This window comes from Streptomyces sp. NBC_01276 (assembly GCF_041435355.1).
In the GTDB taxonomy this organism is placed as follows: domain Bacteria; phylum Actinomycetota; class Actinomycetes; order Streptomycetales; family Streptomycetaceae; genus Streptomyces.
Map to the genome: position 1 here is coordinate 226,593 of NZ_CP108442.1, position 20,611 is coordinate 247,203.

The 20,611-nt window shown below is 73.3% G+C and carries 17 protein-coding genes; 6 read left to right on the plus strand and 11 right to left on the minus strand.

Annotated elements, in window-relative coordinates; all coding sequences use genetic code 11:
- Positions 1–67 precede the first annotated feature (67 nt).
- A complete protein-coding gene (locus tag OG295_RS00815; RefSeq protein WP_371675000.1) occupies positions 68–703 on the plus strand; it encodes a TetR family transcriptional regulator in 636 nt (211 codons plus the stop codon).
- Between the two features lie 29 nt (positions 704–732).
- Here the strand turns inward: OG295_RS00815 and OG295_RS00820 are convergent, their stop codons facing one another.
- The 4 genes from OG295_RS00820 to OG295_RS00835 form a co-directional block, all read right to left on the minus strand.
- Positions 733–906 carry a hypothetical protein gene (locus OG295_RS00820; protein WP_371675001.1) on the minus strand — a complete coding sequence of 58 codons (174 nt, stop codon included), beginning with the start codon at positions 904–906 and terminating at the stop codon, positions 733–735.
- A gap of 91 nt (positions 907–997) precedes the next feature.
- Positions 998–1,528 carry a CAP domain-containing protein gene (locus OG295_RS00825; RefSeq protein WP_371675002.1) on the minus strand — a complete coding sequence of 177 codons (531 nt, stop codon included), beginning with the start codon at positions 1,526–1,528 and terminating at the stop codon, positions 998–1,000.
- A 299-nt stretch (positions 1,529–1,827) separates the two neighbouring features.
- Positions 1,828–2,835, minus strand: coding sequence for a LacI family DNA-binding transcriptional regulator (locus OG295_RS00830; protein ID WP_371675003.1), 1,008 nt, complete (start codon positions 2,833–2,835; stop codon positions 1,828–1,830).
- Between the two features lie 276 nt (positions 2,836–3,111).
- Entirely contained in the window at positions 3,112–4,350 is a 1,239-nt protein-coding gene (locus OG295_RS00835; RefSeq protein WP_371681067.1) for an SLC13 family permease, read from the minus strand.
- 218 nt (positions 4,351–4,568) lie between these two features.
- On the opposite strand from OG295_RS00835, the gene OG295_RS00840 reads away from it, so the two are divergent.
- Positions 4,569–7,292 carry an exo-beta-D-glucosaminidase gene (locus OG295_RS00840; RefSeq protein WP_371675004.1) on the plus strand — a complete coding sequence of 908 codons (2,724 nt, stop codon included), beginning with the start codon at positions 4,569–4,571 and terminating at the stop codon, positions 7,290–7,292.
- A gap of 119 nt (positions 7,293–7,411) precedes the next feature.
- On the opposite strand, the gene OG295_RS00845 is transcribed toward OG295_RS00840, so the two are convergent.
- Together OG295_RS00845 and OG295_RS00850 are read right to left on the minus strand one after the other, a co-directional pair.
- Positions 7,412–9,448, minus strand: coding sequence for a calcium-binding protein (locus tag OG295_RS00845; protein WP_371675005.1), 2,037 nt, complete (start codon positions 9,446–9,448; stop codon positions 7,412–7,414).
- A gap of 241 nt (positions 9,449–9,689) precedes the next feature.
- Complete coding sequence (locus tag OG295_RS00850) at positions 9,690–11,342, minus strand: FAD-dependent monooxygenase (RefSeq protein ID WP_371675006.1); 1,653 nt, start codon at positions 11,340–11,342, stop codon at positions 9,690–9,692.
- Positions 11,343–11,535: 193 nt separating this feature from the next.
- Here OG295_RS00850 and OG295_RS00855 point away from each other — a divergent pair, with 193 nt between their 5' ends.
- From OG295_RS00855 to OG295_RS00865, 3 genes are all read left to right on the plus strand, one after another.
- Entirely contained in the window at positions 11,536–12,111 is a 576-nt protein-coding gene (locus tag OG295_RS00855) for a PadR family transcriptional regulator (RefSeq protein WP_371675007.1), read from the plus strand.
- Positions 12,112–12,153: 42 nt separating this feature from the next.
- Positions 12,154–13,143: a hypothetical protein gene (locus tag OG295_RS00860; RefSeq protein WP_371675008.1), complete on the plus strand. Its 990-nt coding sequence runs from the start codon at positions 12,154–12,156 to the stop codon at positions 13,141–13,143.
- Positions 13,144–13,629: 486 nt separating this feature from the next.
- Positions 13,630–14,415: a CAP domain-containing protein gene (locus OG295_RS00865; protein WP_371675009.1), complete on the plus strand. Its 786-nt coding sequence runs from the start codon at positions 13,630–13,632 to the stop codon at positions 14,413–14,415.
- 218 nt (positions 14,416–14,633) lie between these two features.
- On the opposite strand, the gene OG295_RS00870 is transcribed toward OG295_RS00865, so the two are convergent.
- From OG295_RS00870 to OG295_RS00890, 5 genes are all read right to left on the minus strand, one after another.
- Positions 14,634–15,854, minus strand: coding sequence for a serine hydrolase domain-containing protein (locus OG295_RS00870; protein WP_371675010.1), 1,221 nt, complete (start codon positions 15,852–15,854; stop codon positions 14,634–14,636).
- A 211-nt stretch (positions 15,855–16,065) separates the two neighbouring features.
- The gene (locus tag OG295_RS00875; protein ID WP_371675011.1) at positions 16,066–17,844 is read right to left on the minus strand and encodes an ABC transporter ATP-binding protein; all 1,779 of its coding nucleotides are present in this window, start codon (positions 17,842–17,844) and stop codon (positions 16,066–16,068) included.
- Between the two features lie 62 nt (positions 17,845–17,906).
- The gene (locus tag OG295_RS00880) at positions 17,907–18,959 is read right to left on the minus strand and encodes a cupin domain-containing protein (RefSeq protein ID WP_371675012.1); all 1,053 of its coding nucleotides are present in this window, start codon (positions 18,957–18,959) and stop codon (positions 17,907–17,909) included.
- A gap of 213 nt (positions 18,960–19,172) precedes the next feature.
- Positions 19,173–19,325, minus strand: coding sequence for a hypothetical protein (locus OG295_RS00885; protein ID WP_371675013.1), 153 nt, complete (start codon positions 19,323–19,325; stop codon positions 19,173–19,175).
- Positions 19,326–19,346: 21 nt separating this feature from the next.
- Entirely contained in the window at positions 19,347–19,505 is a 159-nt protein-coding gene (locus OG295_RS00890) for a hypothetical protein (protein WP_371675014.1), read from the minus strand.
- Positions 19,506–19,875: 370 nt separating this feature from the next.
- Between OG295_RS00890 and OG295_RS00895 the strand changes: the two genes are divergently transcribed.
- A complete protein-coding gene (locus tag OG295_RS00895; RefSeq protein WP_371675015.1) occupies positions 19,876–20,589 on the plus strand; it encodes a helix-turn-helix transcriptional regulator in 714 nt (237 codons plus the stop codon).
- The last annotated feature ends 22 nt before the right edge of the window (positions 20,590–20,611 follow it).

Consider the following 20,611-nt stretch of genomic DNA (forward strand, 5'->3'; position numbering starts at 1 on the left):
GAGTCCCTTCGTGTGGTCGGTGGAACGCCCTTGACTGTGCCGATCACGAAACGCAGGCTCAACGTTGATGAATAACGACGTCGCCGCCCCCGCCCGCCCCCGGGGCCGCCCCCGGGGCAATCCGCCGACCCGCGAGTCGATCGTCGCGTCGGCCCGTTCGCTGTTCCTGGAGCACGGCTACCGCGGCACCACCCTGCGCGCGGTGGCCGGGGCCGCCGGGGTCGACCCGGCCCTGATCTCGTACCACTTCGGCTCGAAGAAGGGCCTGTTCGCGGACGTCATGCAGTTCCAGTGCGCCACCGCGCTGACGGTGGACGACGTCCTCGACGGAGACCCGGCCACCCTCCCCGACCGCCTGATCGACGCGGTGACGGCCCTGTGGGAGGACGCCGACTTCCGCCGGCTCACCGCCCGGGGCGACGAGGCCGCCGAGGCGATCCGCGAGTACCTGGAACACGAACTGCTGGCCCGGCTCGTTGAATTCCTCGGCGGCCGGGACGCGACGGCGCGGGCGACGGCCGTGGTGACGATCCTCGGCGGCCTCGTCTACACCCGCTATCTCAATCCCCTCCCCACCCCTGCGTCGCTCACCCCGGCGCAGGCCCGCCACGTCCTCGCCCCGGCGCTGCGAGCGGCGCTGTCCCCCAGGCCCCGGGACCGCACCCCCGGGCGCGCAGCGGGAGGGGCCGTCGGGGCGCGCTGACCGGCGACCGATCGGCGGGGCGCCCCGGCTCAGGCGGCGGGGACGCTCACCCGCACCGCCTTGCCGAACTCGTCCACCGTGACGCCGAGTTCGCCTCCCGCCTCGGCGGCCGGCAGCTGGACGAGCAGCAGTCCGCGCCCGTCCTCGGCTCCCCGGAGGTCCCTGCGATCGTCGCGGAGAGCGTGGCGTTCCTGGCCCGCCACCTGGAGGCGGCGGGGACCTGACCCTTCTCGCACCCGGCCGGGCCGGGCCCCGCCACCCCGCGCTCCCCGCGCCCGACCGGGGATCGGTCCGCTACCGCGACTGGACGGCGAACAACTGCACGGCGTACTCGCCGCTCGTCCCGATCCCGGTCTCCTTGTAGGTGCAGTTCAAAATGGCGGCGCGGTGCCCGCGGTTGCTGGCCATCCAGCCGTCGACGTGGGACTTCGAGGAGTGGTGGCCCGGTCCGGAGACGTTCTCGGAGGAGGGCCCGGCGGGTGAGTAGCCGGCCCGTTCCATCCGCTGCAGGTCACTGGAACCGTCGGAGCCCGTGTGCGCGGTGAGGTGGTTCGCGGCCATGTCGTCGGCATGGGCCTGGGCGGCCTGCATGAGTCGCGGGTCCTCCTTGAGGGGCTCACAACCGGCCTTGGCCCGTTCTGCGTTGACCAGGGAGAGGATCTCGCTCGCGGAGGACTGCTGCACGGCGCGGGTGAGGGCGGCAGGCGCCACTGCCGGTGCTGCCGCCCGGGCGGCGCTCGCGGTGAGGGCACTGCCGAGCACGAGCAGCGGGGCCGTACAGGCGACGGCGCACACGCGGCGGATCCGGCTGTTCTTGGTGCGCATGGATATTCCCCTTCGTAGGGGGGTCGTGGGGAGCCGCCGCCGGCACGTGGCCTGCGGTGGCGGCCGCTCTCGGACGGCCGCGGGCCGGACGGCACCCGGCCCTGTGGCGGGGCGCGCACTGCCATGGGGCGATGCCGCCACGGCGCCTCCTCCTGGCAGTTCCACCCTACGGCCGCGGACACGGACCCGCCGTCCGGAGCGCGCGCGACCGTGGCCGCCGGGACGGCGGGAAGCACGGGGCGGGAGGCCGGACGGGCGGCGGACGGACGGGCGGGCGGAGACGGCCGGAGACGAGGAGGTCAGGAGGACCGGCGGTGCACGAGGACGGCCTCCGTCGCGGGGACGGGCCCGGTCGCACCGGTCTCGATCAGCTCGTGCACGGCGTCCGCGATCCGGGCGGGCGTGGGCATTTCCAGGCGGATCGTGGTGAGCGCGGGCTGCTGGAGCCCGGAGAGGACCAGATCGTCCGAGCCCACGATCGCCACCTCGTCGGGCACCGTGACGCCCTCGGCCCGCAGCGCGTGCAGGAGCAGCGCGGCGTACTCGTCGTTGTAGGCGAAGACGGAGTCCAGGTCCAGGCGCCTCCAGCGCCGGGCGAGCCCGGTCGCGGACTCCCGGGTGTAGGCCAGTTCCACCGGGGTGACCGTGGTCATGTGGCGGGCGGCGACCGCCTCGACCCCCGCCAGGCGCGGCCCGGCGAGGGTGCCGAGGCCGCGCTCACGCGGCATGACGACCCCGATCCGGGTGCGGCCGCGGGCGATGAGGTGCTCGGCGGCGGTGGCGCCGATGTGGGCGTGGTCGAAGCCGACGGTGTGGACACCGGGCACGGAACCTGAGGCGAAGGCCAGCACCCCGCGGACCCCGGCGCGGCGCAGCAGGTCGGCGGCCGGGGCGGTGAGGCGGTCGCCGTCGAGGGCGATGACCGCCGCCGGGCGCAGTTCGGCCCAGGCCCGCGCGGCCTCGACGGGGTCGGTGAACCGACCGGCGTGCAGCACCGCCGTGTAGCCGTGGCGGTCGAGTTCGCCGTACAGGTCGTCGACCCATTCGCTCACGAGGCGGCCGATCGCGGAGACCGACGCCGGCAGGAGGACGAGGTTGCTGCGTCCGGCGCGCAGGGACCGGGCGGCGGCGTGGGGGACGTAACCGAGCCGACGGGCCGCGTCGAGGACCCGTGCGCGCGTGGGTTCGCTGACCCGGTGGCCCTGGGTGCCGTTGAGCACGAACGAGACGGTGGCGCGCGACACACCGGCGAGGCGGGCCACGTCGGCACTGGTGATCGGGGCGGGGACGGGGGTTTCTTCGGCCATGACGTCGCTCGACGTTCCTCGTGCTCGGTTCGTACCTGCCTACGTCGGAGGTTACACGAGTCAAGAAGCGGCGGGGCGGCCGATTCCCCCGACCCGCGCACCGTCCCACCCCTCGGCGGTGCGCCGACCGGCGCGCGACCCGCCCCCTCGCCCCGGGCCCCGGCCGGCGCCGCCGGACGCGCCCCGGACCTGGTGGTGTCCGGCCTGCCCGCGCCCCGCTCCGGCCGCGCCCCGCCGGGCACCACGAGGTCCGTGGGTCCCTGGATCCGGCCGGGCTCAGGCGCCGATCACCCTCAGTGCGGCCCAGAGCGCGGCCACCGCGGCCGCGAGCGCTGCCGGAGTGGTCAGCAGTCCGAGGCGGCTGAACTCTCCGAGGGCCACCCGGTCGTCGTGATCGTGGACGATGCGCCGCCACAGCAGGGTGGCGAGCGAGCCGACGTAGGTCAGGTTGGGGCCGATGTTCACGCCGATCAGCACGGCGAGGACGGCACCGGGGCCGGCCGGGGCGGCCAGCGGGAGCAGGGCCAGGACGGCCGGCAGGTTGTTGATCAGGTTCGCCAGGAGCGCGCCGACCGCGGCCGTGGCCAGCAGGGCGGGGAAGGAGTCGCCCGCGGGAAGGACGGTGGCGAGGGCGTCGCCGAGGCCGTGGTCGACCACGGCCCGTACGACGACGCCCAGTGCCAGGACGAACAGGCAGAACGCGGGTGCGGCGGAGGCGACGAGCCGGCGCGGCGTCGTGCGGCGCCGGACCAGCGCGCGGCCCGCCAGGACGAGGGTGCCCGCGAGGGCGGCCCAGGCGGGCCCGGCCCCCGCGAACGAGGCCAGCGCGAATCCCGCCAGCGTCAGCGCGAGTACCACCAGCGTGAACCGGGGCACCGGCGCGGCGTCCTCCCCGGTGCTCGGCCGCTCCGCCGGTACGGCGGCCAGGTCGGCCCGGAAGAAGCGGCGGAAGGCCGCGTACTCGACGGCGATCGCGGCCAGCCAGGGCAGGGTCATCAGGGCGGCGAAGCGGGTGAAGGACAGGCCGCTGGCGGTGAAGGCCAGCAGGTTGGTCAGGTTGGAGACGGGCAGGAGCAGGGAGGCGGAGTTCGCCAGGTGCGCGGTCGCGTACACGTGCGGCCGGGGCCGGGCGCCGATGCGGGCGGCCGTCGCGAACACCACCGGGGTCAGCAGCACCACGGTCGCGTCCAGGCTCAGTGCGGCGGTGATCACCGCGGCGACGGCGAAGACCCCGCCCAGCAGGGTCTTGGGACCGCTCCCGCACCTGCGGGCCACCGCGTCACCGGCCGCCCGGAACAGTCCTTCGTCGGCGCAGAGCCGGGCGAGCGCCAGGATCACCGCCAGGAAGCCGACCACCGGCAGCAGCTCGCGGGTCTGCTCCCACGCGGCCTGCGGGGAGACCACCCCGAGCCCGATCAGCGCCGCGGCGGCCGGTACGGCGGCGGTGGCCTCGGGCAGCCCGCGCGGGCGTACGACGGCGAAGGCCAGCACGCCCAGCAACAGGGCGAGCGACAGCGACTCGGCTATGACGGTGTTCAGCGGGCACTCCCGGCCGACGAGGATCAATCCGGCCGGACAGCGGCCACGAAACCGCACACCAGGATGCCATCGTCGGCGCGCGGCCCGTACTCGCGGGCGCGCCCCACGGGCTGTCGCCGCCGTCCGCGTGCCCGGCCGTGGCAGACTCGGCACCGCGCGGAATCCCGGCCCCGTCCCCCGCGGGAGGACCCCCCTTGTTCCACCGCCGCAGCCGCCTGCGCGGACGGACCGCCACCCTGGCCGTCACCGCCCTGTTCCTGACCCTCACCGCCGGCACGTCCCGCGTGCCGCCCGCTCCGCAGCCGGCCCCCGGGCCCGCGGCGACCCGGGTGGGCTCGGTACCGGGCCACCGGACCGTCCTGTCCGGGTACGCGATCCAGTCGACCGCCAAGGTGGCGGACCCGGGGTCCGCCGTCTCCGGGCCGGGCTATCCGACGGCCGGCTGGTATCCGGCCGGCTCCCGCTCCACCGTCCTCGCGGCCCTGCTCGCGGCCGGTGTCCACCCCGACCCCTTCTACTCCACCCGTCTCAAAGAGGTCCGGGCCGCGGACTTCACCGTGCCCTGGTGGTACCGGTCCGACTTCGTCGTCACCGACCCGGCCCTGCGTACGTACCTGGACTTCAGCGGGGTCGTCTCCGCCGCCGACGTCTTCGTCAACGGCCGCCTCGTCTCCCCGGCGGCCACGGTCGCGGGCGCGTACACCCGGCACGAACTCGACGTCACCGACCTGATCACGGCGGGCACCAACACCGTCGCCTTCCGGGTCCGGCCCAACGATCCGCGCAAACGGCTCACGATGGGCTGGCTCGACTGGCTGCAACCGCCGCCCGACGGGAACATGGGCCTGGTCCGGGACGTGTCGGTCCGCCGCGGCGGGCCGGTCGCCCTGGGCGACGCGCACGTGGTGACCTCCCTGGCCCTGCCGTCGATGTCCTCCGCCGACCTCACCGTCAAGGCCCGGGTGCGCAACGACTCTCCTGCCACCGTCACCACCACGGTGTCCGGTACCGCCGGTCCGGCCGCCGTCAGCCGCAGCGTCACCCTCGCGCCCCACGAGACCAGGACGGTGGTCTTCTCCCCCGCCGACCACCCCGCGCTCCGGCTGCGCGCGCCCCGCGTGTGGTGGCCCGCCTCGATGGGCGGGCAGCCGATGTACGCACTCGACCTGACCGCGACCGTGGACGGCACACCCTCCGACACCGCGCACCAGTCCTTCGGGATCCGTGAGGTGCGGGCCCCGCTGAACGCCGACGGCGCCCGGCAGTACGAGGTCAACGGCCGCCCGCTGCTGATCAAGGGGGGCGGCTGGTCCCCCGACGAGTTCCTGCGCTGGGACCCGGTATACGTCGAGGACCGGCTGCGGTACGCCCTCGACCTCGGTCTGAACACCCTCCGGCTGGAAGGGCACCTCGAACCCGACGAGTTCTTCGACCTCGCCGACCGGTACGGGATCCTGACGCTTCCCGGCTGGGAGTGCTGCGGCAAGTGGGAGGGGGAGGTCAACGGCACCGAGGCCGGCGAGCGGTGGGAGGCCGCCGACTACCCGGTGGCCAAGGCCTCCATGGCCGCCGAAGCGGCCCGGCTGCGCCACCACCCCAGCATCGCCTCCTTCCTGATCGGCAGCGACTTCGCGCCGAACCGGACCATCGAACAGGGGTACCTCGACGCCCTGAAGGCGGCCGACTGGACGGCCCCGGTGATTCCCGCGGCCTCCGACGCCTCCTCGCCGATCAGCGGGAACTCCGGGATGAAGATGACCGGCCCGTACGACTGGGTCCCGCCCTCGTACTGGTACGACAAGCGGCAGGGCGGGGCCACCGGCTTCAACTCCGAGACCAGCGCCGGCCCGGACGTCCCGACCCTCGACACGCTGCGCCGCATGATGTCGCCCGCCGAGCTGGAAACCCTCTGGAAGGATCCGTCCGCCGCCCAGTACCACCGCTCCCCCTCGGCGACCTTCTCGACGCTCGGGCTGTACGACGACGCGCTGTCGAACCGCTACGGTCCCCCCACCGGGCTGGAGGACTACGTGCGCAAGGCGCAGCTGGCGCAGTACGAGAACGTGCGCGCGCAGTTCGAGGCGTACGCCCGCAACGCCAAGGACGCCTCCGAGCCGTCCACCGGCGTGGTCTACTGGATGTTCAACAGCGGCTGGACCTCGCTGCACTGGCAGTTGGTGGACCGCTACCTCGACCAGGGCGGCGCCTACTTCGGGGCGAAGAAGGCGAACGAGCCCCTGCACGTCCAGTACGGCTACGACGACCGCGCGGTGACCGTCGTCAACAACCGGACGTCCGGGGCCTCCGGGCTGACGGCGCGGGTCACGCTGTTCGGCACGGACGGCAGGCCGGCGTACGACCGGACGGTGACCGGGCTCGACGTCGCGGGCGACGGCGCGAGCACGACCGCGCTCACCGTCCCCGCCTCGGTCCCGGGCCTGTCCACCACCTACCTGGCACGGCTGCTGCTCACCGACCGCGCCGGACGGGAGGTGAGCCGCAACGTCTACTGGCTGTCCACCGAGGCGGACGTGCTCGACTACGCGGAAACCGACTGGTACCACACGCCCACCACCTCCTACGCCGATCTGACGGGGCTGAACACCATGGCGCGGACGGCCGTCTCCTCGACGGCCTCGACGACGCGGGACGACGGGTCCGGGACGTCCACGACGACGGTGACCGTGCGCCACGCGGGCACGGGGAACACTCCGGCCCTGCTCACCGACGTCCATCTGGTGGGCGCCGGGGGCGCGCCCGTCCTGCCCGTGCGGTGGAGCGACAACCAGATCAGCCTGTGGCCGGGTGAGTCGGCGACGCTGGCGGCCACCTACCGGACGGGCGACCTGCGCGGAGCCGCGCCGCGGCTGCGGGTCTCCGGGTGGAACACCCCGACGGTGACGGTCCCGGCCGGCTGACCGGGACGGGACCGGACGAGACGGGACGCGACGCGACGCGACGGGACCGGACCGGACCGGACGCGCGCGTGCCGTCGCCGCGGGGGCGGCGACGGCACGACGGGCGATCGGGCCCCGGGTCAGGGGCAGCTGATGCGGATGTCTCCGGAGTCGGTGGTGCAGGTGTCGGTGCCGCTGCCGCCGTTGGCGGTGTCGTTGCCCGCGACGCCGTCGGTGGTGGTGAGGCGGTCGTTGCCGTAGTAGCCGGTCAGGGTGTCGCTGCCGGGTCCGCCGTCGAGGGTGTCGTCGCCGAAGCCGCCGTCGATGTTGTCGTTGCCGTAGCCGCCGTAGACGGTGTCGTTCCCGTAGCTCGCGCGCACGGTGTCGTTGCCGCCGAGCGCGCAGATCACGTCGTTGAAGTAGCCGCCGTTCAGGGTGTCGGTTCCGCTGGTGCCGATGACCGTGCAGCCGTGTGCGTTGTTCACCGAGGTGGTGGAGGTGGCCGTGTTGTCGGAGGCGGCCGGGTCCGGCTGGGTGGCGCTGACCCTGGCCGTGCCGGTGAGCGTGCCGGTGGCCCGCGGTTCGGCGGTGACCGTGACCGTCGCGCTCGCGCCCGGCGCCAGGCTGCCGAGGGCGCAGGTGGCGGCGGTCGCCGTGGTCGTGCAGGTGCCCTGGGTGGGGGTGGCCGAGGTGAGGGTCACACCGGCCCCGGAGAGCGTGTCGGACAGGCTGACGCCGGTCGCGGTGGCGGTGGAGGACGCCGAGTTGGAGACCCGCACCGTGTACGAGGCGCGGTCTCCGATGCTGACGGTGGTCGTTCCGGTCCTCGTCACCGACAGGTTGGCGCTCGGCGGCGGCGGGGGTGTGCCGTCGCCTCCCTCGTAGCGGGCGAGGGCGAAGGCGGAGCCGGCCGTGTAGCCCGCTGCGACGATCTTCCCGTCCGGCTGGACGAGCACCCCGCGCGCGGCGTCGAAGTCCCCGAAGCCGGTGACCACGAAGCCGTCGCCGCCGAAGCCGGTGTCCACGGTGCCGTCGGTGTTGAAGCGGGCCAGGCCGAAGTCGTTGGCCTCGGAGCTGTTGGGGTCGTCGGCCTGCCCCGCGGTGACGATCTTTCCGTTCGGCTGGAGCGCCAGGGCGGAAGCGCCTCCGCCGTCGCCGGGGAAGCCGACGGAGCGGCGTCCGCCGGTCCCGAATCCGGTGTCGGCGCTGCCGTCGGCGTTGTAGCGCAGCAGGGCGATGCCCGCGCCGCCGTCACCCGCGGCGACGACCTTCCCGTCCGGCTGCACCGCCACGGCGTTGCCGAACTCGGTGCCGCCGAAGTCCGCGGTGACCATGCCGTCGCCGCTGAAGGTGGTGTCGAGGGTGCCGTTGGTGTTGTAGCGGGCGACGCCGATGTCGAAGGCGGTGTTGCCCACGTAGCCGACCAGGAGGACCTTGCCGTCCGGCTGGAGGGCCATGCCGCGGGCGGTGCCCCCGGCGTCCTGGGGCGAGGCCGGGGTGAAGCCCGCGACCACCGCCCCGTCCCCGCCGAGGCTCGGGTCGAGGCTTCCGTCGGTGGTCAGGCGGACCAGCGCGAAGCCGCCACCGCCGCCCTTGCCCCCGGCGATGATCCTGCCGTCGGGCTGTACCGCCACGTCCGCGCCGTCGGCGGACCCGCCGAACTCGTCGACCCGTACGAGGCCGCCGTCGCCGAATCCGCCGTCCAGGCTGCCGTCGGTGTTGTAGCGGGCCACGGAGAAGAAGCAGCAGCCGCCTCCTTCCCCGGGCACCTCGGTGGTGCCCGCCACGACGATCTTCCCGTCCGAGGGCTGTACCGCCACCGCGTTGGCCACGTGCGCGCCACCGCCGAAGTCACTGGTCACCCGGCCGTCACCGTCGAAGGTGGTGTCGAGGGTGCCGTTGGTGTTGTAGCGGGCGAGCGCGAAGCCGTCCTGGCTCAGGCCCGCCACGACCAGCTTGCCGTCGGCCTGCCGGGCGACGTCGTGGCCTTCCGCGAACCCGGGGAAGACGGTCGTCACCCGGCCGTCGGGGCCGAAGGTGGGGTCGAGGTCTCCCGGGGCGGCCAGCGCGGTGCCGGGCAGCAGGAGTACGAGTACCAGGCCGAGCGCGGCCGGCAGCCCGGCCCTCCCGCCGGGTCTGCGGCGCGGCTGCGCCGGTCTGGGGTGTGCGTGGGTCATGGGGGTACGGACCTCCGGTCCTCGCGCGTCGTACGGGAAGCAGCGCACAGCTTCGTCCCGCGCACCGCCCGCACCCCGCGGAACGTGCCGCACCACGCCCGCCGGAGCGCCGGGAACCACCCCGGCGGAGGAGCGCGCGGGGTGCACTCGGCGACGAGAGCCCGCCGGCGCCCGGCGCCCGCCCGTCCGGTGTCCGCCGCCGGTTCCGCCGGGGCTGACGGGTCGGGTGCGTTCGGGGCCGTCAGGGGCGGGGCGCGGAAGTGATCGTGGTGAGCGCGTCGTGGAGGCTGGTGGCGCTCGGCGGGCGGCCCCGCCAGCGGGCGCCGATGTGGCCGTCGGGGCGGACGAGCAGTGCTCCGTGCGGGGCGAGTCCACAGCGCTGCGCGTGCTCGCCCCTGAGCGGCTCGATCCGCAACGGCCAGGACGGGGCGATCTGGCGCGCCCAGAGGGCGGGGTCCGCGGTGAGCAGGGTGAACCACGGGCCGAAGGCGTCGAGCGTGGAGCGGTCACGGGTGAGCCAGAGGTGCGGCATGCGGTGGCCCGGCTCCGCGGTGGGGACGTAGTGCGTGTCCGCGTCGTCCGCGCCGTCGGCGTCATCCGTGTCGTCGGCGTCGTGCGTGTGCCCGCCGTCCGTGTCCCCGGTCGCCACGTCGTCCGCGTCGGGAGCCGTGCCGTCGCCCCCGAGCACGGCGCCGGAGCGGTAGGCGACGCCGAGTACGAGACCGAGCTGGGCGAAGAACCCCTCCGACCACGGTAGTTCGACCTCTCCGGGCCGCGCCGCCGGACCGCCGGCCGTACGCTGCTCGCGGCGCCGCCCCTGCACGTCGAGCGCGCGTCGGGTGTTGGCCACCGTCCGGCGGAGCGTCCGGCCGGCCACCGGCAGGCGTTCGGGCTCGTAGGTGTCCAGTACGCCCGGGCCGGCCCAGCCCCGCAGGACACCGGCCAGTTTCCAGCACAGGTTGTGCACGTCGGCGAGGCCGGTGTTCATGCCCAGGCCGCCGAAGACGGGGACGGCGTGGGCGGCGTCGCCCGCCAGCAGGATCCGGCCGCTGCGCAGGCGTTCGGCGACGAAGGCGTTCATCACCCAGTGCTGGACCCGCAGCACGTCGGCGCGTACGCCGTCGCCGGGGCCGAGGGCGCGCGCGAGGAGAGCGGGCCAGTCGACGTCCGCCGGATCCTCGGGGGTGGGCCCGAACCAGGCCCAGCCCCCTTCGGGGTACAGCGGGGCGAAGGAGCCGTGCGCGGTGAAGTAGACGCCGGCCGGCCGGTCGGCGCACCATCGTCCGAGGTCGGCGTCGAAGACGACGGTGGTGAAGGCGCCCAGCGCTCCGGGGCCGGTGGTCCCGATCCCCAGCCGTCGCCGCACGGGGGAATCGGCTCCGTCGGCGGCCAGCACGTAACGGGCGCGGACGCGCGAGCGCGCCCCTCCGTGCCGGTGGTCCACCAGCGTGGCCAGGACGTCCCGCGGCCCTTCGGCCAGGCCGACGAGCTCGACTGCGAACCGCACCCGCGCCTCGGCTGCGGCGAGCAGGACGGGCTCCAGCCGGTCCTGCGAGGTGACCACGCCGATCACCGGGCTCTCCGGGACCGGCGCGTTGACCCCGGCCATCGGCGCGGTGGCGAAATCGCCCGCGCAGAAGGTGTCGCGGAATCGGATGCGGCCGAACTCCGGCGCGAAGGCGCGGGCCGCGATGCCGTCGGCGAGGCCGAGCTGGCGGTAGATCTCCATCGAGCGCGCGTTGACCAGCCGGGAGCGGGGAAACGGCGACAGGGCCCGGCGTTTCTCGACCAGCAGGGTGGGCACGCCCCAGCGCTCCAGCAGCGCCCGCGCGGTGAGCCCGACCGGCCCGGCCCCGACGATCAGGACGTCGACCTCGGTTTCTGCCACGGACATGTCGGGCTCCTCCTGCTCGCCTCGGGCAGCCGGGGCCCGCGCGAACCTCTCGCGCGCCGCGCCGGCCTGGGACCGTCGCGACCATCAAGCACCTCCACCCGCGCCGTCCGCCCGCGCCTCGCCCGTCCTTCGCCCCGAGCGGAGATTCCTTCACCCCTCACCAATAGTCTATTTGGACTGATAGATTTCGACCATGCCTCGTCGAGCCCTGGACAACCCGATCGTGCTGGCCGTGCTGGGCCTCCTCCTGGAACAGGCCGCACACCCCTACCAGATGCTGTCCGAGCTGCGGGAACGCAGCGACAGCCATGCCGCCGCGATCACGCGCGGCACCCTCTACAACACCGTCGCCGCGATGGCCGAGGCCGGCTGGGTGACCGCCCGGGGCCAGCAGCGCTCGGGCAACCGGCCCGAACGGACCGTCTACGAGCTGACGGGAGCGGGCCGCGAGGAACTCGTGCGGCGGCTGGACTCCCAGATCCGCAACCCGGAGCGGGAGTTCTCCCGCTTCCTCGGAGCCGTCACCTACCTGGGCGCCCTGGGACCCGACGGCGCCGCCGAGGCGCTGACCGAGCGCGTCGGGCGCCTCCGGGAGCGCACGGCGGCGGACGAGAGCCGCCTCGCCGAGGCCCTCGCGGCCGGCGCGCCCCGGCTGTTCGTCATCGAGGCCGAGTACGCGCTCTGCCTCGCACGCGCCGAGACGGCGTGGATCGACACCGTCCTCGACGACATCGGCACCGGTGCGTTGACCTGGCCCCCGGCCGGCTGAAGCCGGGACCGGGACCGGACAGAACGAAGGGAAAGCGAAGACATGACAGCGACAACGCCCGGGGGATTACTCTTCGGGATCTACCCCGGCGGACTCAGCGGCGACGACAGCGGCGGTCTGACCACCGGCCCGCCCGACGACCCCGCCCGGGTGACCGCGGCCCTCGACCGGCTCCAGGGCCGGGCGGACCGCCCGTTCCTCGTACGCGCGTACGTGGGTTTCGACGACGCCACCCGGCTCGGCGGCCCGCATCCGACGGCGACACCGGCCGACGCCGGGCGGTACGCGGTCCGGGGCCGCCGGCTCGACCTGGTGGCCCAGTACCGGTCCCCCTCCGGGGACGTGGACGGCTACTGCGCCTTCCTGCGGGAACTGGTCGTCCAGTACGGCGCGGTCACGCGCACGCTCCAGGTCGCGGAGGAACCGAACGTCACGTCCAACCCGCTGCTGGACGGCTACTACCCGCGCGTGCGCGAGGCGATCGTGCGCGGGGTGTCCGCGGCCGGGGCGCAGGCCCGCGCGCTCGGGCTCACCCACCTGCTCATCGGCTTCAACACCACCCCGCTCTTCGGGCCGGACACCTCCTTCGCCGGCGACCTGACCGATCTGGGCGGCGCACGCTTCGTCGCCGACCTCGACTACGTGGGGCTGGACTTCTTCCCCGACGTCTTCCGGCCCGTGGCCGCCGCCGGTCTCGCCTCCGCCGTCGAAGGGCTGCTACGGCACCACCGTGACGCGGTGCTGGCTCCGGCCGGCCTGGGGCACCTGCCCCTGCACATCACCGAGCACGGCTGGCCCACCGGCCCCGACCGGCCCGCGCTCCGCCAGGCCGAGGTCGTGGAGACCCTGCTCGGCGTCGTCGCCGCGCGCGCGGGGGAACTCGGCCTCAGCGGGTACACGCACTTCGCGCTCCGCGACGCCGACAGCGCCGGCCCGGACCTCTTCCACCGGTTCGGCCTCACCACCGACGACTACACCCCCAAGCCCGCCTTCGAGACCATGCGGAGGCTGGTGGAACGGCTCAGCATCTGACGGCCCCGGCGTCACCGGTGGCCCCCGCGGCGCTTCCCGCGACCCCTGCGGCCGGTGACACCCGGCCGCAGGGCCACCGGGCGCCGCGGCGTTCCGGTTCCCTTGCGAACGCGTGACATGCGTCACGCCCCACTCGGCGGCCCGGGCGGCCCGGCAGGGGCTGCACCGTCGCCGACATTTCAGCTTTTGTACCTATTTCACGTGGACATTCCGGCCTCTGCCAGAAACGGAATCAGAGCCTCCTGTCTTGTTCGGGGCAACGCGGCTGGTGGCGAGGGGTCCTAGTGCCGCGTCAGATGCGTGCCCGACCGGCCGCCGCAAGGACATGCACGATCTTCCGGACGTTTCAAGCCGCAGCCTCCCGTCCCCCGGCGGTGCCGGGACCACGGCTTGCCAGGCCGCTGCCGGGTTTCTAAGAATGGCGGCTCCTCCGGCGTCCTCGCGGTCCGGCGCCGGAAGGTTCGCGATCACCGAGTGAGGTCAGGCATGCGGAAGCACCGTAAGAAGACGCACCATCGGAAAATAATCGTCACCCTCGGGGCCCTGGCCCTCGTGGGTGTGCCCTCTGCCGCCATGGCGTGCCTGGGCCCGCAGGGCTCCGGCCCCGCGTCGGCCGGCGCCGCCCGGCACGACGGCCGGCCCTGGGACGACGCTCCCGGCTTCGGGGGCCCGGGTTCGCAGCCGCCCGTGGAAGCCCCGGTCGAGGCGGCCGCCCCCGCGGCCCCCGCCCAGCCCGTCGCCGAGCCGGCCTCCGAGCCGCCGGTGGAGCCCGCGGACGAGAGCGCGCCGACCGCGGAGCAGCCGCAGGCGCCGCAGCCCGTGCAGCCGCCGGCCGAGACGGCGGCGCCCGCCGCCCCCGCCGCCCCCGCGGCTCCCGAGGCCTCCGCGGCACCCTCCGGCCCCGTGGCCGAGGTCGTCGCGCTCGTCAACAAGGAGCGTGCGGCGGTCGGATGTCCGGCGGTCACCGTCAACGACCGGCTCACCAAGGCCGCGCAGGACCACAGTGCCGACATGGCCGCCCACGCCACCATGTCCCACACCGGCTCCGACGGCTCCGATCCGGGCCGGCGCATCACCGGTGCCGGATATGTGTGGAGCACGTACGGCGAGAACGTCGCCTACGGCTACCCCACGGCCGCGAAGGTCATGGAGGGCTGGATGAACAGCCCGGGCCACAAGCGGAACATCCTCGACTGCTCCTACAAGGAGATCGGGGTCGGCCTCGCGCAGCCGGGCCAGTACTGGACGCAGGACTTCGGCGCGGCCCGCTGACCCGCACCGCCGTCTCGGCGAACGCAACGAAGGCCCCGGCCTCCCTGAGGAGGCCGGGGCCTTTCGGTCGAGCGCTGGGCAGGCCTTGCACCTGCATTCCCCCACGGGAAGTGGGGTGTCTTTCCTTGGACCACCAACGCCGGTCCCACCACCGTGTTTCCACGGCTGCGAGAACAAGATCAGCATAGCGCACGGATCCGGTCCCGCGCACCGGGCGGTCAGCGGCCCGTGGACACGGACGGCTTGCGACCCGGGTAGACGTGGCCGGGGGTGACGACGCTCGTGATCGCCTCGCCGAAGAAGGTGCTGGGTTCCTGGCCGCCGACCGTGACGTCGGTGTTCATCAGCACGACCATCGTCGCCTTCTCCTCCGGCAGGTAGACGGTCAGCGTCTCGTACCCGGGGATCGACCCGTTGTGGCCGATCCAGCCCTGGACGTCGAAGATGCCCAGGCCGTAGCCGGCGCCGGGAATGCCGATGGACCGGGTCCTGAGGCGTTCGGCCTGGGTGGCGGGCGTCAGCAGGGTGCCCGTGGCGACGGTCTTCGCCCAGCTGCGCAGGTCCTGGAGGTCGGAGATCATCGCTCCGGCCGACCAGGCCCAGGAGGGGTCCCAGTCGGTGGAGTCCTCGATCTTTCCGCTCGCGGTCTGGTTCGTGTAGCCGCGTGCGTGCGGCGTCGGGAACTGCGCGCCGGCCGGGAAGAGGGTGTGGTGCAGCCCCGCCGGCTTCAGGACGTCCCGGGCGATGACGTCGCCGATCGGGCGGCCCGTGATCTTCTCCACCACCAGGCCGAGCAGGATCAGGTTGGTGTTGGAGTACTCGAACTCGGCGTCCGGGGCGAACTGCACCGGGTGCTTGAAGGAGTACCCGAGCAACTCCCGCGGGGTGAAGGGGCGGTCGGGGTCCGTGGCGAACGCCTTGTCGAAGGCGGGGTCCTCGCTGTAGTTGAAGAGCCCGCTGCGCATCCCCGCGAGCTCGCGCAGGGTGATGCGGTCACCGTTCGGCACTCCAGCGACGTACCGCCCGATGGGGTCGTCCAGGCCGACCTTCTTCCGGTCGACGAGCTGCAGCAGGGCGGTGACCGTGAACGTCTTGGTCTCGCTGCCGATGCGGACCAGGAGGTCGGGCGTCATCGGGGCGGACGTCGCCTTGTCGGCCACGCCGAAGGCCTTCACGTAGCTGCCCTTGCCCGGCGCCCACAGGCCGACGATCACGCCCGGGACCCTGGTTTCGCGCAGGGTCCCGAGGATGGCGGCGTCGAGCTTCGCCGCGACGGCCGGGGTGAGCTTCGGGAATCCGGTGTCCGCCGGCGGGGAGGGGGTCGCGCGGGCCGGGGCGGGCGCCCCGTACGCGGAGCCCGCGGCGACCGGGGCGATGAGCACACCTGCGGCGGCAACGGCCACACAGGCCCGGCGCAGCCCAACGCGGATCGGCTTCACGGCGCGGCCTCCTGCCGCCGGGAGCGGGACGACATCACCACCGTAGGGCCGCGCCACCCCGCCCGCGCGGTGAGCCGTCGAGGACCGTCGGCACGAAAGGCCGGATCCCCCGCGCCGGCGGATGGTCACTGCTCTTCGAAGGACCGGATCCGGTGGTTGCCCATCAGGCTGCCGCCCGCGCCGCCGGGGGTCGATCCGGCGGAACCCGCGTCTACTCGCCGCTTCCGCCGGCCTCGCGCGGGCCCGCGTGGACCAGCGCGGCGTAGCGGCCGCGCCGGTGCAGCAGGCTGGTGTGAGTGCCCGTCTCCACGATGCGTCCCTTGTCGAGGACGATGATCCGGTCGGCGTTGCGGATGGTGGAGAGCCGGTGCGCGATGGTGACGGTGGTACGGCCCGCGGAAAGGGCGTCGAGGGCTCGCTGGACGCTCGCCTCGGTGTACGTGTCCAGGGCGCTGGTGGCCTCGTCGAGGACCAGCAGCGGCGGATTCCTGAGCATGGTGCGCGCGATGGCCAGGCGCTGCTTCTCGCCGCCGGAGAAGCGGTATCCGCGTTCGCCGACGAGCGTGTCGTAGCCGTCGGGAAGTCCCGTGATCAGTTCGTGCAGGTGGGCGGCCTCGGCGGCGTCGATCAGTTCGCGGTCGCTCGCTCCGGGTTTCGCGAAGCGGAGGTTGTCGGCGACGGTGGTGTGGAACAGGTGGACGTCCTGGGAGACCACCCCGACCGTCTCGGCGAGGCCGGCGAAGCTCAGGTCGCGGACATCGACGCCGTCGATGGTGACCCGGCCCCCGGTGGCGTCGTAGAGGCGGGGTATCAGGTAGCCGAGGGTCGTCTTGCCCGCGCCGGTGGCCCCGACCACGGCGAGTTTCCCTCCGGCGGGCAGGTCGAAGTCGATGTCGTGGAGGACGGGTCGCGCGCCGGGGTAGGCGAAGTGGACGTGTTCGAAGCGCAGATGGCCCGCGGGCGAGGCGAGCCGGACGGGGTGGGCCGGTTCCCTGATGGAGCTCTCCAGGTCCAGGTACTCGAAGACCCTCTCGAACATGACGCGGGCGCTCTGGAATCCGATGGCGGACTGGAGGAGGGTGACGGTCGGGCCGAAAAGGCCCTGCTGGAGCGAGGTGAAGGCGACGATCGTACCGACGGACGCGGTGGGCCGCCCGTGCTCCCCGAGGGCCCCGGCGCTCCAGTAGAGGCCGATCGGCATGGCGGCGATCACCATGGAGACGGCCGACTGGCGCCAGCGGCCGACCGCGGTGGACCTGACGCTCAGGTCGGCGAGGTCGCGCGAACGCCTCGCGAACTCGCGCACCACGGTGTCGGTCCGGCCCATCGTGCGTCCCAGGAGGAATCCGCTGACCGAGAGGGACTCCTCGACCAGGGTGGACATCACCGCGAGCAGGTTCTGCCGCTCGCGGGTGAGGGCGCGGCGTTCGCCGCCGACGCGCCGGCTGATCCAGACGAACAGCGGGAGGACGGCGACGGACACCGCGGTCAGGCGCCAGTCCAGGGAGAACATCGCCACCAGGGTGGCGACCACCGTGGTGACACCGGACACCACGGTGGTCGCCGTGCCGGTCACGGTGGCCTGCATACCGCCGATGTCGTTCGAGATCCGGGACTGGACCTCCCCGGTCCGCGTCGAGGTGAAGAAGGACAGGGGCATGCGCTGCAGATGGGAGAACACCGCGTTGCGCAGGTCGTCCATGACCGCCTGGCCGAGGGACGCCGACAGGAAGGCCTGTCCGACGCCCATCGCGATGCCGACCACGATCAGGAGGAGCATGGTCAGGGCCAGTACGGTGAGCAGCCCGAGCCGGCCCTCGGGCAGCGCGACGTCCAGCATCGTCCGCAGGACGAACGGCGGCACGACGGCCGTGAGCGCCCCGCCCATGACGAGCAGGACGACGGCCACCAGGCGGCCGCGGTAGGGGGCGAAGAGCCGTGCGATGCGGAGCAGCGGGACGTGCCGCGCACCGGTGTGATCGGTGGCCATGCGGCCCACCTCGTTTCGGTCCTGGCGTGGGTACGGTCCGCCGTTCCGGGGCACGGCGTGCGTCAGCCCACCGCCAGCAGGCCCTCGCGGACCAGGGTGTGCACGAGCAGCAGGCGGCCCGGCCGGTCCAGGTCCCCCGTGATCGAGGCCGCCGTGAAGGGGTCGTGTCCGCTCTCCACCACGAAGCGCACCTCGTCGGCGACGTGGCGGGGCAGCCGGACGGTCTTGTTGTGGAAGGCCAGTTCCACGTGCTCGTGGGTGAGGGACACCCGCCAGCGCAGGCCCGGCCGCAGCCTCACGGGGGTGTCGCCGTCGAGCCGGGGCGTCCGCTCCAGGTCGGTGAGGTGGCCGCGCAGTACGGGCGGGGCGATGGATACGGCCCTCGTGACGGCGCGGTCCGTCAGTTCCCGTGGGGTCAGCCGGGTGCGTACGGTCTCCAGCAGCCCCTCGATCATCCGCTCGGCCTCCCGCCTGCGGCCCTCGTCGGAGGCGAACCCGATGGGCAGTCCCCTGCGCAGGGCCTCGTCGTCCTCCGCCAGGTCCTGCACGGCCTCGCCGAGGAGGGCGGGGAAGAGCACCGGATGGACGCCGAGGGTCAGGTGCAGGGAAGCCGTATCGGTCGAGGTCGCGGCGTGCACCGTCCCGCGGGGCAGGTAGAGCACGCTGCCGGGTTCGAGGTCGAACTCCTCCTCCACCTCGGGGACGGGCCGTGCCGCGCCGTACCGCTGACTGCGCAGCGGCAGGGCGTCGGGCATGCCGTACAGCCGCCAGCTCTTGGTGCCGTGGGCCTGGAGGATGATGACGTCGTGGTTGTCGTAGTGCGGATCGAATCCGCGGGCCCGCCCGCCGGGGGTGAGGTAGACGTTCACCTGGAACCGGGCACCGACTTCGGCGCTCAGCTCGGTGGTCAGCCGTGTGAGGGGGTCCCAGCGCCGTTCCAGCGCGTTGAGGACGATGGTGGAACCGGAGCGGTACCGCTCGTACAGCATTTCCAGCCGGTCGGTACCGCCCAGCGTCGACACCGGGGTCTCCTGGCCCTCGGAGACCACCCGGACGTTGGAGAAATCCGGCCCGGAGCGACTCAGCAGCGCATCGACGTCGGAAAGGGTCAGCAATTCCGCGAAATACCGGTGGTCGTTCCTCGGGATGCGGAGGGGGCGCTGCTCCCAGTATTCGTTCCGGAATTCCTCCGGGTCCGTCGGGTGAATGAGTCGGCAGAGGGCGGAAGAGGGCTGCGCGGTGCGCGCAGCCGCCCCCCGACCCGTAACGGTCGTCACAGGTTTCGAACTCCTCGGGGATTCGGTTCCGTTGCGGTGGCGGCCGGTGCGTCAGTCGGTGTCGTCGCCGAACCACCCGTCGTGACCGCCGGAGTCGTTGCTGTCGTTGTCGTCACCTTCGTGGTTGCTGTTGTCGTGCGGCGGGACGAGGGTGCCGGCGGGGCGCACCACCGTGATGTCCTGCGGGTCGAGGTTCTTGCCCATTGCGGTGTCTCCTCGTGTTCGTCAGTCGGTGTCGTCCTGGACGGTGAACCAGTCCGCTCCGCCACTGTCGTCGCTGTCGTTGTCGTCCATGGAGAAGTGGACGGACGGGTCGTGCGGAAGTGCCATGGCCCGGGGTGCGCGGACGATGGCGATGTCACTCGGGTCGAGCGACGTGGACATGCTCCTCCTCTCCCGTCCGGGCCCGGCGGCCCGGTCTTTCCGTGCGCTTCAGGATGACCACGGGTGACGGCGATCGTCTTGTACGGACGCGACCTGATATGGATGATCGGGTTCCGCGGGAAGCGCATGGATTCGGCAGCCCGGTTGGCTCAAGATCTCCTTTTCGGAGGAATGGGACTGGTACAGCATGTGCGTACCCCGGAAACCTCCTGCCCAGGAGAGTGAATTCATGCGCCCAGCGCGCTCGACCTCCAGCCGGACCCATTCCTTCAAGGCATGGCGAACCCTGCCCGCACCCGGCCTGAGATCTTCCGTTGAGGTCTATGCGTGCTACGAATACGGTCCCGGCCATCACCAGAACAGGCTGGTGATGCCCGACACCGTCGCGACGATCGGATTCGGGTTCGGCTCCCCCGTCCACACGTTCGACACGGCGGATCCGGAACGCAGCGTCAGCTGCTTTCACCGGGCCGATCTTCCGCTCACGAGCGCCCTGGTGGGCCGGCACGGGGGCGGGGTCCGGGGCATCGTGCTGCGGATGACCCCCATGGGCGCCTACAGCCTGTTCGGAACGCCCATGCACCACTGGGACCTGCCGTACCTGGATCCCGCCGACCTGCTGCCGCCCGCGCTGCGGCACCTGCCGGAGCAGCTCGAATCCGCCACGTGGGACGGCCAGGTGCGGATCCTGGACGCCCTGCTGCTGCCCCTGGTGGGCCGGGGGCCGGCGGTCTCGCCGGAGGTGGCCTGGTCCTGGCGGGAGTTGCACCGGACGCACGGCCGGGTGAAGGTCAAGGAGCTCACGGCCGGGACCTACTGGAGCACACGGCACCTGGAACGGCGCTTCCGGGAACAGGTGGGACGCACCCCCTCCGCCATCGCCCGCATCCTGCGGCTCAGCCACGCGCTACGGCTTCAAGGGACGGGCATGCCGCTGGCGAAGGTCGCTCAGCACGCCGGTTTCCACGATCAGTCCCACTACAACCACGTGTTCAAGTCCATGACGGGTATCACCCCGAAGGCGGTCCCCGCCGATCCCGTCGACTGGTCGCCCTCCACCGAGTTCCCGCGGGACGCGGCCTGATACGGCCGGTCCCTGCGGCGCC

Coding starts and splice junctions, on each gene's coding strand:
- OG295_RS00865 (WP_371675009.1), top strand. CDS start 13,630: ATGCGGAAGCACCGTAAGAAGACGCACCATCGGAAAATAATCGTCACC.
- OG295_RS00885 (WP_371675013.1), bottom strand. CDS start 19,325: ATGGGCAAGAACCTCGACCCGCAGGACATCACGGTGGTGCGCCCCGCC.
- OG295_RS00890 (WP_371675014.1), bottom strand. CDS start 19,505: ATGTCCACGTCGCTCGACCCGAGTGACATCGCCATCGTCCGCGCACCC.
- OG295_RS00875 (WP_371675011.1), bottom strand. CDS start 17,844: ATGGCCACCGATCACACCGGTGCGCGGCACGTCCCGCTGCTCCGCATC.
- OG295_RS00830 (WP_371675003.1), bottom strand. CDS start 2,835: ATGGCCGAAGAAACCCCCGTCCCCGCCCCGATCACCAGTGCCGACGTG.
- OG295_RS00815 (WP_371675000.1), top strand. CDS start 68: ATGAATAACGACGTCGCCGCCCCCGCCCGCCCCCGGGGCCGCCCCCGG.
- OG295_RS00825 (WP_371675002.1), bottom strand. CDS start 1,528: ATGCGCACCAAGAACAGCCGGATCCGCCGCGTGTGCGCCGTCGCCTGT.
- OG295_RS00895 (WP_371675015.1), top strand. CDS start 19,876: ATGCCCGACACCGTCGCGACGATCGGATTCGGGTTCGGCTCCCCCGTC.
- OG295_RS00860 (WP_371675008.1), top strand. CDS start 12,154: ATGACAGCGACAACGCCCGGGGGATTACTCTTCGGGATCTACCCCGGC.
- OG295_RS00850 (WP_371675006.1), bottom strand. CDS start 11,342: ATGTCCGTGGCAGAAACCGAGGTCGACGTCCTGATCGTCGGGGCCGGG.
- OG295_RS00845 (WP_371675005.1), bottom strand. CDS start 9,448: ATGACCCACGCACACCCCAGACCGGCGCAGCCGCGCCGCAGACCCGGC.
- OG295_RS00855 (WP_371675007.1), top strand. CDS start 11,536: ATGCCTCGTCGAGCCCTGGACAACCCGATCGTGCTGGCCGTGCTGGGC.